The following is a 14,338-nucleotide window of genomic DNA, read 5'->3' on the forward strand; positions in this document are numbered from 1 at the left end:
CACACATGAAACGTTTTGCTTTGGCGATCATTTGCGGTGTGTTGGCCACATCGGCTGTGGCCGCACCAAAAGACTGCGAAGAGCTCAGGAAAGAGATTGAGGTCAAGATCCAGGCGAACGCGGTTCCGTCCTACACCTTGGAAATTGTCAGCAAGGAAGAGGCTGACAAGCACGACGTCGCCATGGTCGTCGGCAGCTGTGAGAACGGTACCAAAGCCATCATCTATCAGAAGAACAACGACTGATCAGAGACAGTTGACGCTGCGTTCTTCCGCCAGCAATTGGCGAGCGGCGTTATACAACCGGATATTCGGCGTGAAGGCCAATGAGCGCCCTTCCAGGCGATAGCGTTGGCCAGCCTCGAAATGGTCGTACTGCAGCGTGATGAAACAGGTGCGGTCGGCCGTTTGCCCAAAGCCATTGAGGCTGCCGCCGGTCGGCACCTCGAAATCAAAGCGCACCATCAACTCGTGACTGCCCGGTGAAACCTGGAAGTAGCGTCCGTCCGGCAGGTTCTTACCATCCAGGCGCTGCGCCATCACCAGCTTGGCTCCCGGCGTTGGCGTAGCGAAATCGACCCAGGCCTGATGCGGGTCGACCGGCGGCAGGGGGGTCGAAGCGCAGGCGCTGAGCAACAGGGCGACGATGGGAAGCAGGAGCTGGCGCATGGCAGGTACTCAACGCAAGGAGAGGTTTGAGTATAAACACGCCACGCCGTGGAAAAATCCCCTTCAGGCGCGATAGTCTGGCGAACACATCACCCAGGAGCGGTCGGGGCATGGTCAGGCGTTTTCTTCCAGGGTTGATAGTCGTGCTGCTCAGTGGCTGTTCCAGCGTCAGTTACTACAGCCAATTGGCGGGCGGCCAGTGGCAGCTGTTGCGAGCCCGGGAACCGGTTGCCGAGGTCATCGCCGATCCGTCGCGGCCACAGGGGCTGCGTGATCATCTGGCTCAAGCACAGAAAGCCCGAACCTTCGCCAGCGAACACCTGCATCTGCCTGACAACCAAAGTTACCGGCTGTATGCCGATATTGGCCGACCTTATGTGGTCTGGAATGTCTTCGCCACGCAGGAATTTTCCCTGGCGCCTCAAACCCATTGCTTCCCCATTGCCGGTTGCGTGGCCTATCGCGGCTATTACCGCCAGGGCGCGGCACGGGGTGAGGCGGCGTTGTTGCGCCAGCAAGGCATGGACGTATCGATGGGTGGCGTCGAAGCCTATTCCACCCTGGGTTGGTTCAACGACCCGATCATGAATTCGATGATGAACTGGGGCGACGAACGCCTGGCCACGCTGATCTTCCATGAGCTGGCGCACCAGCGGTTCTACGTGCAGGACGACACCGAATTCAACGAGTCGTTTGCCAGCTTCGTCGAGCAGGAAGGCACCCGCCAGTGGCGCGCGGCCCAGGGCCTGGCGCCGCTTGGCAGCTCGACGCGGCAGCAGCGGGACCAATTTACCCAGTTGATCCTCGATACCCGTAAGCGCCTGGAAAAACTCTACGTGCAACCGCTGTCCGTCGAGGCGATGCGCCAGGCCAAGGCGGCCGAATTCGAGGCGTTGCGCCGTGAGTACCGGCAGATGCGCGATAGCCAATGGGGCGGGGACAAGCGTTATGACGCCTGGATGAACCTGCCGATGAACAATGCGCGGTTGTTGCCGTTCGGGCTGTATGACCGGTGGGTGCCGGCGTTTGCGGCGTTGTTCAGGCAGGAAGGCGGGGATTGGCTGAAGTTTTACGCCGCAGTAGAGAAGATGGGCGAGTTGCCGGTGGGGCAGCGCAAGGCTGCGTTGAGGCGGTTGGAAGGTACTGATCGGTAGAGCCTCATCGGGGGCAAGCCGCTCCCAATGTGGGAGGAGGCTTGCCCCCGATGGCGGCCTCAGGGCCGTTGCAAAAACGCCTGATGCATCTGCGCCAACGTCTCGAAATGCCAGGTCGGCGCTTCGGCGTTCAACTCTTCGAAACTACCAAACCCATAACCGACGGCCGCCGAATCCACGCCATTGCTGCGCGCCCCGATCAGGTCGTGCTTACGATCACCGATCATCAAGGTGGTCGCCGGGTCCAGGCCTTCTTCGCTGATCAAATGCGCAATCAACTCGACCTTGTTGGTGCGTGTCCCGTCCAGTTCGCTGCCGTAGATCACCTTGAAGTGCCTGGCAAAATCGAAATGCCGCGCGATCTCGCGGGCAAACACCCAGGGCTTGGACGTGGCGACGTACAACTGGCGGCCCTGCTTGCCCAGGTCTTCGAGCAGCGGCATCACGCCGTCGAATACGCGGTTTTCATACAGCCCGGTGACCTTGAAGCGCTCGCGGTAGAAATTCACCGCCTCCCAGGCCTTGGCCTCATCGAAGTCGTAGAACTGCATGAAGGCTTGCAGCAACGGCGGACCGATGAAGTGTTCGAGTTTGCTCAGGTCGGGTTCGTCAATGCCCAGTTTGCCTAGGGCGTACTGGATCGAGCGGGTGATGCCCTCGCGTGGGTCGGTGAGGGTGCCATCCAGGTCGAACAGCACGGTTTGGTAAGGGAGGGTCATTGGTCGAATCCTTCAGCCAGGTGCAGGTCTTTGAGCTTCACGTAGTTGGCGGCGCTGTAGGTGAAAAAGGCGCGTTCCTTGTCAGTCAGCGGGCGGATTTGTTTAACCGGGCTGCCCACATACAAAAAACCGCTGTCGAGTTTCTTGCCCGGTGGCACCAGGCTGCCGGCGCCGATGATGACGTCGTCTTCCACCACGGCGCCGTCCATCACGATGCTGCCCATGCCGATCAAAATCCGATTGCCCACCGTGCAGCCATGCAGCATGACCTTGTGGGCGATGGTCACGTCATCGCCGATCAGCAGCGGGAAACCGTCAGGATTGAACGGTCCGGCATGGGTAATGTGCAGCACGCAGCCGTCCTGCACGCTGGTGCGCGCGCCGATACGGATGCGGTGCATGTCGCCGCGAATCACGGTCAGCGGCCAGACCGAGCTGTCGGTGCCGATTTCGACATCGCCGATCACCACCGCCGAAATATCGACAAAAGCCCCGGCGCCCAGGGTTGGCGTGTGGTTCTGATAGGTGCGAAGGGTCACGATAGCCTCTCTCTTATGTGCTGATAGCTGCGGTGGGCGTTGATTGTAATTAAGATGGCCCCATCTTTGTTCTTACATGTTTCTTCAGCCAAGGTGCCAACCGTGAGCGCGAACAACCCTCTTCTGCAGTCCTACGACCTGCCGCCGTTCTCGGCGATCCGTGCCGAGCACGTGCAGCCGGCCATCGAACAGATCCTCGCCGATAACCGTGTTGCCATCGAAGGCATCCTGCAAAGCCAGGGTAAAAATCCGACATGGGCCGGCCTGGTGCTGGCCATGGACGAATTGAATGATCGCCTGGGCGCCGCCTGGAGCCCGGTCAGCCACCTCAACGCCGTGTGCAACAGCGCCGAGCTGCGCGAAGCCTACGAGGCGTGCCTGCCGGCGTTGAGCGCCTACTCCACCGAGATGGGCCAGAACCGCGCGCTGTTCCAGGCCTTCGAAGCCCTGGCCAACAGCCCGGAAGCCGCCGGTTTCGACGTGGCGCAAAAAACCATCCTCGAACACTCCCTGCGCGACTTCCGCCTCTCGGGTATCGACTTGCCGCCTGAGCAGCAAAAACGTTACGCCGAAGTGCAGAGCAAGCTTTCCGAGCTGGGCAGCAAATTCTCCAACCAGCTGCTGGACGCCACCCAGGCGTGGACCAAGCACGTCACCGAGGAAGCCACCCTCGCCGGCCTGACCGATTCGGCCAAGGCGCAGATGGCCGCTGCCGCGCAGGCCAAAGGCCTCGACGGTTGGCTGATCACCCTTGAGTTTCCAAGCTACTACGCGGTCATGACCTACGCCCAGGACCGCGCCCTGCGTGAAGAAATCTACGCGGCCTACTGCACCCGTGCGTCAGACCAGGGCCCGAATGCCGGTCAGAACGATAACGGCCCGGTGATGGAACAGATCCTCGACCTGCGTCAGGAACTGGCCAAGCTCTTGGGTTACGCCTCGTTCTCCGAGCTGAGCCTGGCCACCAAGATGGCCGAGTCCAGCGACCAGGTGTTGAGCTTCCTGCGCGACCTGGCCAAGCGCAGCAAGCCGTTCGCTGCCCAGGACCTGCAACAGCTCAAGGCCTACGCCGCCGAACAAGGCTGCGCCGACCTGCAAAGCTGGGACAGCGGTTTCTACGGCGAAAAGCTGCGTGAGCAGCGCTACAGTGTGTCCCAGGAAGCCCTGCGCGCCTACTTCCCGATCGACAAGGTGCTGGGCGGCCTGTTCGCCATCGTGCAGCGTTTGTACGGCATCGAGATTGCCGAGCAAAAAGGCTTCGACACCTGGCACCCGGATGTTCGCCTGTTTGAAATCAAGGAAAACGGCCAGCACGTCGGGCGCTTCTTCTTCGACCTCTACGCCCGCGCCAACAAGCGTGGCGGTGCCTGGATGGACGGCGCGCGCGACCGTCGTCGTACCATCGACGGTGCGCTGCAAAGCCCGGTGGCGAACCTGGTGTGCAACTTCACTCCGGCCGACAGCGGCAAACCTGCCCTGCTGACCCACGATGAAGTGACCACCCTGTTCCACGAATTCGGCCATGGCCTGCATCACCTGCTGACCCGCGTCGAGCATGCCGGCGTGTCCGGTATCAATGGCGTGGCGTGGGATGCGGTGGAATTGCCAAGCCAGTTCATGGAGAACTGGTGCTGGGAGCCGGAAGGCCTGGCGCTGATCTCCGGCCATTATGAAAGCGGCGAGCCACTGCCCCAGGACCTTCTGGAAAAAATGCTCGCGGCGAAGAACTTCCAGTCCGGCCTGATGATGGTGCGCCAGTTGGAGTTCTCGCTGTTCGACTTCGAGTTGCATGCCACCCATGGTGATGGCCGCAGCGTGGCGCAGGTGCTCGAAGGCGTGCGCGATGAGGTGTCGGTGATGCGTCCGCCGGCCTACAATCGTTTTCCCAACAGCTTTGCGCACATCTTCGCTGGCGGTTATGCCGCGGGCTACTACAGCTACAAATGGGCCGAAGTGCTGTCGGCGGACGCCTTCTCCAAATTCGAAGAAGATGGTGTGCTCAATGCCGAGACCGGCCGTGCCTTCCGCGAGGCGATCCTGGCGCGCGGCGGTTCCCAGGCGCCGATGGTGCTGTTCGTCGACTTCCGCGGACGTGCCCCGTCGATTGACGCACTCTTGCGCCACAGCGGCCTGAGTGAGGACGCAGCAGCATGAGTGAAGGGCCTGTGATTACCAAAAAGCAATTTATCGCCGGGGCGGTCTGCCCGGCGTGCAGCGAACCGGACAAGTTGAAGATGTGGACCGAGGACAGCGTGCCGCATCGTGAGTGCGTGGCCTGCGGGTATACCGATACGCTGAATGATCAAGGTCTGTCGGTGCCCAAGGAATTGGGCACGCGGGTCAATACATCGGCGTTGAAAGCGCCGGACCCGAAGGTTCAGGCGGTGCAGTTTTTCCCTAACCCGAAGCTGAAGAAAGACTGACTCGTCTACCCCCTGGGAGTGCGTCTCAGGGGGTAACCAGCAGTGCGGTTTTTTCCTCGGCGAGCTCGTGATCCTTGCTCGCCGGGTTCAGCCAGCTGTTCATCGAGCACAGGGCAAAGGCGCTGGTGCTGCAATCGCCATTCGCCAAGGCTGTGCGCAACTTGTCGATATCGGCCCTCATCATGTAGCGAACGCCGTCCTTGAAGCCGTTACTGGTGCCGAAACCGCCCAGGGTCATCTCGTTCAACGCATCCTCCTTGCTCCATCCCTGGATCACCACGCGATACATCGCCGCCATCAGGCCAGTGCGGTCAGAGCCGTGCTTGCAATGCATCAGCACCGGGCCGTCAGCTTCCGCTTCCTTGATCGCCCTGAGTGCCGCCAGCACGTCAGAGTCATCCACATGGTTGGTGCGATAACTCAACTGAACCTGACGGATGCCTGGCGCCTTCAGCCAGTTGCTATCGGACTCGGGCAGGAAGTTGATCACGGTGCCGATCTTGAGCTGTTCCAGCAACGGCGCTGCCTTGCTATCCGGCAATGCGCTGCGATAGAGCGTGGGCGTCATTTGATGCAGGTTGTAGCGGTCGCCCACTGGCTGCGCCCATTCTGGAGAACGAAGGGACGTAGCGTCATCGGCCCGCGCAAAAGCTGTGGTGAACAGTGCCATGAACGCCAGGCCCAGGGCCGGCAACCAATGATGCTTGTACATGGGCGACGTCACCCTATAGGGAGTGGTTGATGGCGCCCAGAGTCGGTCACGGCGGGTCAAGGAGGTGTGAGGTGTGCGTCAAAGAATCGTGAATCCTCAATCTTTAGTCGCTGAAGCGATTCTCTCGATGCTTAGGCTGCTATCATTTGTAACTATTGTTTGCGCGCTGCGCTCTATCTCCCTGGATCGCCTGGATCCAGTTCGCCGCCCGACAACGCCAAGCCACTCCCTAGAAGCGGCTGATAACCCGTGACCACATGATGAGGTGCCACCATGTCTGATCAAGATCAAGACAACCCCCGGCGTGACTTTCTACGCAAATCCTTGACCTTGATCCCGGTGGTCACGGTTGCCAGCACCGGCCTTGGCGGTTCGATGCTGATGGCGACGCCTGCGCCGGTCGAGGCTGCGCCAGCCAAGCCTGCGGCCAGCGAAAAAGCCTACGAGCCAAGCTATTTCACTGCCGAGGAATGGGCGTTTATCAACGCTGCCGTCGAGCGTTTGATCCCGGCCGATGCCCAAGGCCCCGGCGCCCTGGAAGCTGGCGCGCCGGAGTACATCGACCGGCAGATGAACACGCCTTACGCCAGCGGTGCCCTGTGGTTCATGCAAGGCCCGTTTAATGCCGATGCGCCGCCGGAGATGGGCTGGCAGAGCAAATTGGTGCCCAAGGACATCTATCGCCTGGGTATTGCCGCGACGGATGCCTGGTCGAAGGCGTTCAACGGCAAAGTTTTTGCTGCGCAAGACAGCGCTACCCGAGACGATATGTTGCGGCGCCTGGAGGCGGGCGGCAGTGAGGTTACGGCACATTTTGACGCGGTGCCGCCGAAGATGTTCTTCAACCTGCTGCTGCAAAACACCAAGGAAGGCTTCTTCTGCGACCCGATCCATGGTGGCAACAAAGGCATGGTCGGCTGGACCATGATCGGCTTCCCCGGCGCCCGCGCCGATTTCATGGACTGGGTGGAACGCAACGAGCAGTACCCCTTCCCGGCAGTATCCATTCGCGGCGAGAGGGCATAAACGTGGCGACCATCATGAAGAAAGTGGATGCGGTGATTGTCGGCTTCGGCTGGACCGGCGCGATCATGGCCAAGGAGCTGACGGAAGCCGGACTGAACGTGCTGGCGCTGGAGCGCGGCCCGATGCAGGACACTTACCCGGACGGCAACTATCCCCAGGTCATCGACGAACTGACCTACAGCGTGCGTAAAAAACTCTTCCAGGACATCTCCAAGGAGACAGTGACGATTCGCCATAGCGTGAATGACGTTGCCTTGCCTAACCGTCAGCTCGGCGCGTTTTTGCCGGGTAACGGCGTGGGCGGTGCGGGCTTGCACTGGTCGGGCGTGCATTTCCGTGTCGATCCGATTGAACTGCGCATGCGCAGCCATTACGAAGAGCGCTACGGCAAGCATTTCATTCCCAAGGACATGACCATCCAGGACTTCGGCGTGAGCTACGAAGAGCTGGAGCCGTTTTTCGACTATGCAGAAAAAGTCTTCGGTACCTCAGGCCAGGCCTGGACCGTGAAAGGCCAGGTGGTGGGCGAAGGGCGTGGCGGCAACCCCTATGCGCCGGACCGTTCCAACCCGTTTCCGTTGGAAGCGCAAAAGAACACAGTCTCCGCACAGCTGTTTCAGAAAGCCGCCGCCAGCGTCGGGTACAAGCCCTACAACCTGCCGTCAGCCAATACCTCGGGGCCTTACACCAACCCCTACGGCGCGCAGATGGGCCCGTGCAACTTCTGCGGTTTTTGCAGCGGCTACGTGTGCTACATGTACTCCAAGGCCTCGCCGAACGTGAACATCCTGCCGGCGCTGCGCCAGGTGCCGAATTTCGAGCTGCGGCCCAACTCCCACGTGCTCAAGGTCAATCTGGACAGCACCAAGAGCAAGGCCACCGGCGTGACCTACATCGACGCCCAGGGCCGAGAGTGCGAACAACCGGCAGACCTGGTGATCCTCGGCGCGTTCCAGTTCCACAACGTGCGGTTGATGCTGCTGTCGGGCATCGGCAAGCCTTACGACCCGATGACCAATGAGGGTGTGGTGGGCAGGAACTTTGCCTACCAGAACATGGCCACCATCAAGGCGTTCTTCGACAAGGACACCCATACCAACAACTTTATCGGTGCCGGCGGCAATGGCGTGGCCATCGATGACTTCAACGCCGACAACTTCGATCACGGGCCCCATGGCTTTGTGGGCGGTTCGCCGATGTGGGTCAACCAGGCCGGCAGCCGGCCGATTGCCGGTACGTCCAACCCGCCCGGCACACCGGCCTGGGGCAGTGCCTGGAAGCGCGCCACCGCCGATTACTACACCCACCAGGTGTCGATGGATGCTCACGGTGCCCATCAATCCTACCGGGGTAACTACCTGGATCTGGATCCGGTCTACCGCGATGCCTACGGCCTGCCGCTGCTGCGCATGACGTTCGACTGGCAGGAAAACGACATCAAGATGAACCGCTTCATGGTCGAGAAAATGGGCAAGGTCGCCGAAGCGATGAACCCCAAGGCGATTGCGGTGCTGGGCAAAAAAGTCGGTGAGCACTTCAACACCGCGTCGTACCAGACCACCCACCTCAACGGTGGCGCGATCATGGGGACCGACCCGAAGACCAGTGCGCTGAACCGCTACTTGCAGTGCTGGGATGTACACAACGTGTTTGTCCCCGGCGCATCTGCTTTCCCACAGGGCTTGGGCTACAACCCTACAGGCCTGGTGGCGGCATTGACCTACTGGTCGGCCCGGGCGATCCGCGAGCAGTACCTGAAAAACCCCGGCCCGCTGGTTCAGGCATAAGGAGCGATGACCATGAAAGCATTTGTTATCGCGACGTTTGCCCTGCTCAGCAGCTGCTCGATCAGTGCCGCCGAAACCGACCTGATCAAGCAGGGCGAATACCTGGCCCGCGCCGGCGACTGCGTGGCCTGCCACACCGCCAAGGGCGGCAAACCGTTCGCCGGTGGCCTGCCGATGGAAACCCCCATCGGTGTGATCTATTCCACCAACATCACCCCGGACAAGACCGGCCTGGGCGACTACAGCTTCGAGGACTTCGACAAGGCCGTGCGTCACGGTGTCGCCAAGAGTGGTAGTACGCTTTACCCGGCGATGCCCTACCCGTCCTATGCGCGTGTCAGCGAAAGCGATATGCAGGCGTTGTATGCGTACTTCATGAAGGGCGTGGAACCGGTCGCCCAGGTGAACAAGGACAGCGACATTCCGTGGCCGTTGAGCATGCGTTGGCCGCTGGCGGCGTGGCGCTGGATGTTTGCCCCTGAGGTGGTGGATAAGCCTGTCGTGGCCGACGCAGACCCGGTGATCAGCCGTGGCGCCTACCTGGTGGAAGGCCTTGGCCACTGTGGCGCGTGCCATACACCACGCGCCCTGACCATGCAGGAAAAAGCCCTGAGCGCGACTGACGGCAAGGCCTTCCTGTCCGGCAGCGCGCCACTGGAAGGCTGGATCGCCAAGAGCCTGCGCGGTGACCACAAGGACGGCCTCGGCAGTTGGAGCGAGGCGCAGCTGGTGCAATTCCTCAAGACCGGTCGCAGTGATCGCAGTGCGGTGTTTGGCGGTATGAGCGACGTGGTCGTGCATAGCATGCAGTACATGTCCCAGGACGACCTGACCGCTATCGCCCGTTACCTCAAGAGCCTGCCGGCGGTGGACCCGCAGGACCAGCCGCACCAGTATGACAAGCAGGTGGCCGAGGCGCTGTGGAAGGGCGATGACAGCAAGCCCGGCGCCTCGGTGTACATCGACAACTGCGCGGCCTGCCACCGTACCGACGGCCATGGTTACACGCGGGTGTTCCCGGCGTTGGCGGGCAACCCGGTGGTGCAGACTGCGGACGCCACGTCGTTGATCAACATCGTGTTGAACGGCGGCACATTGCCGGCCACTCACACGGCACCGTCGACCTTTACCATGCCGGCGTTCGCCTGGCGTCTGTCGGACCAGGAAGTGGCGGATGTGGTCAGCTTCATCCGTGGCAGTTGGGGTAACCAGGGGGCCGCGGTGAAAGCCAGTGACGTGGCCGACCTGCGCAAGAACGACATGCGCACCACCTCGGGCGATGACCTGGGGCAGGTCACCCAAAAGCACTGACCGCCAGACGGCACTGGTCAGGAACCTCGCGCCTCGGTACTGTATATAAAAACAGTGTCGAGGCGCTTTCATGTCTACTCCGCTGCCGCCCCGTGGTCGGGGCACGGCCACCAACCTGCACAACCGCTTTGCGCCCACCGTCAGCGTGGCCGAGGACGACGGCTGGTACCAGGAAGTGCCGCCGACCCAGGGCACCGAAGTGCGCATCGAAACGGCCAAGACCATCATCACCCGCAACAACTCGCCGGACCTGCCGTTCGACCGCTCCATCAATCCTTACCGTGGCTGCGAACATGGCTGCATTTACTGCTATGCACGGCCCAGCCATGCCTATTGGGACATGTCGCCGGGGCTGGATTTCGAAACCAGGCTGATCGCCAAGAGCAACGCGGCCGACGTGCTGGAGCAGCAGTTGTCGAAGCCGGGCTATGTGTGTGCGCCGATCAACCTGGGTTCCAACACCGACCCGTACCAGCCTATCGAGCGCGAGTACAGGATCACCCGGCAAACCCTCGAGGTGCTGCTGCGTTATCGGCACCCGGTCACCATCATTACCAAGGGCTCGTTGATCCTGCGCGACCTGGACCTGCTGGCGGAGCTGGCCAGGCAACGCCTTGTGGCGGTGATGATCAGCCTCACCAGCCTGGATGATGAGCTCAAGCGCATCCTGGAGCCGCGCACCGCCGCGCCCAAGGCGCGGTTGCGGGCCATACGGGTGATGCGCGGGGCGGGCATCCCGGTGGGCGTGCTGTGCTCGCCGATGATCCCGATGATCAACGACAGCGAGTTGGAAAGCCTGCTCACCGAAGCCCATGCCGCCGGTGCGCAGAGTGCGGCGTACATGATGTTGCGCCTGCCGCTGGAGGTGGCGCCGCTGTTCGAGGAGTGGCTGGCGGCGCATTACCCGCAGCGTGCGGCCCATGTCATGAGCCTGGTGCGCCAGGTGCGCGGTGGTGAGGTCTACGACAGTCGGTTCGGCGTCCGCATGCGGGGCGAGGGGCCGTTCGCCGACCTGCTGGCCCAGCGCTTCAGCAAGGCGATCAAACGCCTGGGGCTCGATCGCAGAGAAGGCTTCAATCTGGATTGCACGGCGTTCTGTCCACCGGGCAGACAGATGGCATTGTTGTAGACTGAAAAGGCAGAATGCACCGTTCCTGTAGGAATAGTCGCGTTTTGATATCACTGAAACCCGCGATCTAGAGCGGTTCATTCAGTTTGAGTTAAGTTTCGGTGGTTACCTTGTTCAGCGAGTGACTGATGAGTCGGCAGCCTGGTTTGTGGCTTTTACAACTATTTCACTGGCCTGGCGTCGAACTGACCTGAAAACTCCCCTGCATTAATCAAGAGGATGAATCATGAGTGACAAGGATAAACAGCCGTTGGCTGCGTCGGCTTCAGCCCCTCAGGTGGCAGAGTCTGCCGATGCAGCGCTAAAACATATCGTTGACGGCTTTTTGCATTTCCATCACGACGTCTTCCCTCAGCAGGAAGAACTCTTCAAGAAACTCGCCACGGCCCAGAGCCCACGGGCGATGTTCATTACCTGCGCCGACTCGCGCATCGTGCCTGAGCTGATTACCCAAAGCTCTCCCGGCGACCTGTTCGTGACCCGCAACGTCGGTAACGTCGTGCCGCCTTATGGGCAGATGAACGGCGGTGTCTCCACTGCCATCGAGTACGCGGTACTGGCCCTGGGTGTGCAGCACATCATCGTGTGCGGGCACTCCGATTGTGGCGCCATGCGCGCGGTCCTCAACCCCGCCAGCCTGGAGAAGATGCCAACGGTAAGGGCCTGGCTGCGGCACGCCGAAGTCGCCAAGTCCATGGTCGAGGACAACTGCGACTGTGCCAACGAAGGCGAGAGCATGAAAGTGCTCACCGAAGAAAACGTCATCGCCCAACTGCAGCATTTGCGTACCCATCCTTCGGTGGCGTCGCGCATGGCCAACGGTCAGCTGTTTATTCACGGCTGGATCTACAACATCGAGACCAGTGAAATTCGAGCCTACGATGCTGATCAGTCGGCGTTCCGACCGTTGAGCGGCGAAGGGCCGATTCCTTCCGCGACGCCTAAAGCGCGCTTCTAAACACTTCCCTGCCGGGTAAAGCGGTGGCTGCCATGGATGCAGCCAGGCTTTGCCGCGCCCGGCGAATACCTCGGGAGAGCCATCATGCGTGCTGCTCAATTGAAAGCTGTATTGCCACGGGAGCTGCTCGCCTCCGTGGTTGTGTTTCTGGTCGCCCTGCCCCTGTGCATGGGGATCGCCATCGCGTCCGGCATGCCGCCGGCCAAGGGCCTGATCACCGGGATTATCGGTGGCCTGGTGGTGGGCTGGCTGGCGGGTTCGCCGCTGCAGGTCAGCGGCCCGGCAGCGGGGCTGGCGGTCTTGGTGTTCGAGCTGGTGCGCCAGCACGGGATGCTGATGCTCGGGCCGATCCTGCTGCTGGCCGGCTTCCTGCAACTGGTGGCCGGGCGCCTGCGCCTGGGTTGCTGGTTCCGCGTCACGGCGCCGGCGGTGGTGTACGGGATGCTGGCGGGGATCGGCGTATTGATTGTGCTATCGCAGATCCATGTGATGCTCGACGGTGCGCCCAAGCCCTCAGGGCTGGATAACCTGGCGGGCTTCCCCGCCGCGCTGGCGGAGGCGATTCCTACCTTGGGTGGCGGCCTGGGTTGGCAGGCCGGATTGCTCGGGTTGTCGACGATGCTGGTGATGTACCTGTGGGATAAATTCCGTCCGCAAACCCTGCGTTTCGTGCCGGGAGCCCTGTTGGGCGTGGGCCTGGCAACGGTGGCCAGCCTGGTGCTGGCGTTGCAGGTCAAGCGTGTGGAAGTCCCGGAGAATCTCGCCGACGCCATCGATTGGCTGCGTCCCAGCGACCTGTTGAGCCTGGCTGACCCTCAGTTGTTGATCGCTGCGTTTGCGGTGGCGTTTATCGCCAGTGCCGAAACCCTGCTCTCTGCGGCAGCGGTCGACCGCATGCACAGCGGCCAGCGTTCTGATTTCGATAAGGAATTATCCGCCCAAGGTGTGGGCAACATGCTGTGCGGCCTGGTGGGTGCCCTGCCGATGACCGGTGTGATCGTGCGCAGCTCGGCCAACGTGCAGGCCGGTGCCACCACGCGGTTGTCAGCGATGTTCCATGGCGTATGGCTGTTGGGGTTCGTACTGTTGCTGTCGAGCGTGCTGCAAAGCATTCCTGTGGCAAGCCTGGCGGGTGTGTTGGTGTACACCGGGATCAAGCTGGTGGACATCAAGGCCTTCAAGGCCCTCGGTCGTTATGGGCGTATGCCGATGTTTACCTACGCGGCCACGGCGTTGGCGATCATTTTCACCGACCTGCTGACCGGTGTGCTGGTGGGCTTCGGGCTCACACTGGTCAAGCTGGCGCTCAAGGCCTCGCGCCTGAAAGTCAGTCTGATCGACCTGCCCCTGGAGGGGGAAATGGAGCTGCGTTTGACCGGTGCGGCGACTTTCCTGAAAGTGCCGGCGTTGACCCAGGTGCTGGCGACGGTGCCTCCGGGCACGACTGTGCACGTACCGCTGAGTAACCTGAGTTATATCGACCATTCCTGCCTGGAGTTGCTGGAGGAGTGGGGCCGGGCGAATGCGGCCAAGGGCTCGAGGCTGGTGATCGAGGCGCGTGGGTTGAAGCGCAGGCTCGAAGGCCGGGTCAGGACGACGACAGGGATCGGCTCGGCGCCCTCAATCGGCTGAGGGAGTGGGATCAACATGTGGGAGGGGGCTTGCCCCGGTACAAACCGGGGACATCGTTTACATTTCTAACCGGGGACATGGTTTACAGGCTAATACGCATGATCAGGAGGTAACTGATCATGCCCTGGAACCAAGAGTCCCCCATGAATCAAAGAATCAAGCTGGTAGCTGATTGGCTTTCTGGCAACTTCACTAAAAGTCAGTTGGCACGCCGCTTTGACGTTAGCCGACCTACCGTCGATAAGTGGATTGCCCGGCACGACGGCGATTTGAGGTCTTT

Annotated in this window: 15 protein-coding genes; 11 read left to right on the forward strand and 4 right to left on the reverse strand. The window is 61.3% G+C overall.

Features of this window, described 5'->3' with window-relative positions:
- Positions 1 to 5: 5 nt before the first annotated feature.
- Positions 6 to 245 (forward strand): DUF1161 domain-containing protein, encoded by a 240-nt coding sequence (locus B9N88_RS16225; RefSeq protein ID WP_017734725.1) that lies wholly within the window; start codon positions 6 to 8, stop codon positions 243 to 245.
- On the opposite strand, the gene B9N88_RS16230 is transcribed toward B9N88_RS16225, so the two are convergent.
- Entirely contained in the window at positions 246 to 668 is a 423-nt protein-coding gene (locus B9N88_RS16230) for a PA0061/PA0062 family lipoprotein (RefSeq protein WP_027608130.1), read from the reverse strand. It abuts the gene before it with no gap.
- Positions 669 to 778: 110 nt separating this feature from the next.
- On the opposite strand from B9N88_RS16230, the gene B9N88_RS16235 reads away from it, so the two are divergent.
- Entirely contained in the window at positions 779 to 1,822 is a 1,044-nt protein-coding gene (locus tag B9N88_RS16235) for an aminopeptidase (RefSeq protein ID WP_027608129.1), read from the forward strand.
- 59 nt (positions 1,823 to 1,881) lie between these two features.
- Here B9N88_RS16235 and B9N88_RS16240 read toward each other — a convergent pair whose 3' ends face one another.
- Positions 1,882 to 2,541 (reverse strand): HAD family hydrolase, encoded by a 660-nt coding sequence (locus B9N88_RS16240; protein WP_027608128.1) that lies wholly within the window; start codon positions 2,539 to 2,541, stop codon positions 1,882 to 1,884.
- On the reverse strand, positions 2,538 to 3,080 hold the full coding sequence (locus B9N88_RS16245) for a gamma carbonic anhydrase family protein (protein ID WP_027608127.1): 543 nt from the start codon (positions 3,078 to 3,080) through the stop codon (positions 2,538 to 2,540). The genes B9N88_RS16240 and B9N88_RS16245 overlap by 4 nt, the downstream gene beginning before the upstream one ends.
- Before the next feature lie 54 nt (positions 3,081 to 3,134).
- On the opposite strand from B9N88_RS16245, the gene prlC reads away from it, so the two are divergent.
- Entirely contained in the window at positions 3,135 to 5,234 is a 2,100-nt protein-coding gene (gene prlC / locus B9N88_RS16250) for an oligopeptidase A (RefSeq protein WP_169898816.1), read from the forward strand.
- Positions 5,231 to 5,503: a YheV family putative zinc ribbon protein gene (locus B9N88_RS16255; RefSeq protein WP_027608125.1), complete on the forward strand. Its 273-nt coding sequence runs from the start codon at positions 5,231 to 5,233 to the stop codon at positions 5,501 to 5,503. The genes prlC and B9N88_RS16255 overlap by 4 nt, the downstream gene beginning before the upstream one ends.
- A 25-nt stretch (positions 5,504 to 5,528) precedes the next feature.
- Here B9N88_RS16255 and B9N88_RS16260 read toward each other — a convergent pair whose 3' ends face one another.
- On the reverse strand, positions 5,529 to 6,215 hold the full coding sequence (locus tag B9N88_RS16260; protein WP_027608124.1) for a phosphatase domain-containing protein: 687 nt from the start codon (positions 6,213 to 6,215) through the stop codon (positions 5,529 to 5,531).
- A 273-nt stretch (positions 6,216 to 6,488) separates the two neighbouring features.
- On the opposite strand from B9N88_RS16260, the gene B9N88_RS16265 reads away from it, so the two are divergent.
- From B9N88_RS16265 to B9N88_RS32365, 7 genes are all read left to right on the forward strand, one after another.
- On the forward strand, positions 6,489 to 7,241 hold the full coding sequence (locus B9N88_RS16265) for a gluconate 2-dehydrogenase subunit 3 family protein (RefSeq protein WP_027608123.1): 753 nt from the start codon (positions 6,489 to 6,491) through the stop codon (positions 7,239 to 7,241).
- A gap of 2 nt (positions 7,242 to 7,243) precedes the next feature.
- Complete coding sequence (locus tag B9N88_RS16270) at positions 7,244 to 9,028, forward strand: GMC family oxidoreductase (RefSeq protein ID WP_027608122.1); 1,785 nt, start codon at positions 7,244 to 7,246, stop codon at positions 9,026 to 9,028.
- Positions 9,029 to 9,040: 12 nt separating this feature from the next.
- Positions 9,041 to 10,339, forward strand: coding sequence for a cytochrome c (locus B9N88_RS16275; protein WP_027608121.1), 1,299 nt, complete (start codon positions 9,041 to 9,043; stop codon positions 10,337 to 10,339).
- A 70-nt stretch (positions 10,340 to 10,409) separates the two neighbouring features.
- Positions 10,410 to 11,468, forward strand: a complete 1,059-nt coding sequence (locus B9N88_RS16280; RefSeq protein ID WP_027608120.1) for a PA0069 family radical SAM protein — start codon at positions 10,410 to 10,412, stop codon at positions 11,466 to 11,468.
- A 226-nt stretch (positions 11,469 to 11,694) separates the two neighbouring features.
- Complete coding sequence (locus tag B9N88_RS16285) at positions 11,695 to 12,426, forward strand: carbonic anhydrase (protein WP_027608119.1); 732 nt, start codon at positions 11,695 to 11,697, stop codon at positions 12,424 to 12,426.
- Positions 12,427 to 12,510: 84 nt separating this feature from the next.
- The gene (locus B9N88_RS16290) at positions 12,511 to 14,058 is read left to right on the forward strand and encodes a SulP family inorganic anion transporter (RefSeq protein WP_027608118.1); all 1,548 of its coding nucleotides are present in this window, start codon (positions 12,511 to 12,513) and stop codon (positions 14,056 to 14,058) included.
- A gap of 119 nt (positions 14,059 to 14,177) precedes the next feature.
- Positions 14,178 to 14,338 (forward strand): helix-turn-helix domain-containing protein (locus B9N88_RS32365; protein WP_143491252.1); only part of this gene is annotated, 161 nt, incomplete at its 3' end.

It is taken from the genome of Pseudomonas sp. LAMO17WK12:I1 (genome assembly GCF_900177315.1).
In the GTDB taxonomy this organism is placed as follows: Bacteria; Pseudomonadota; Gammaproteobacteria; order Pseudomonadales; family Pseudomonadaceae; genus Aquipseudomonas; species Aquipseudomonas marginalis.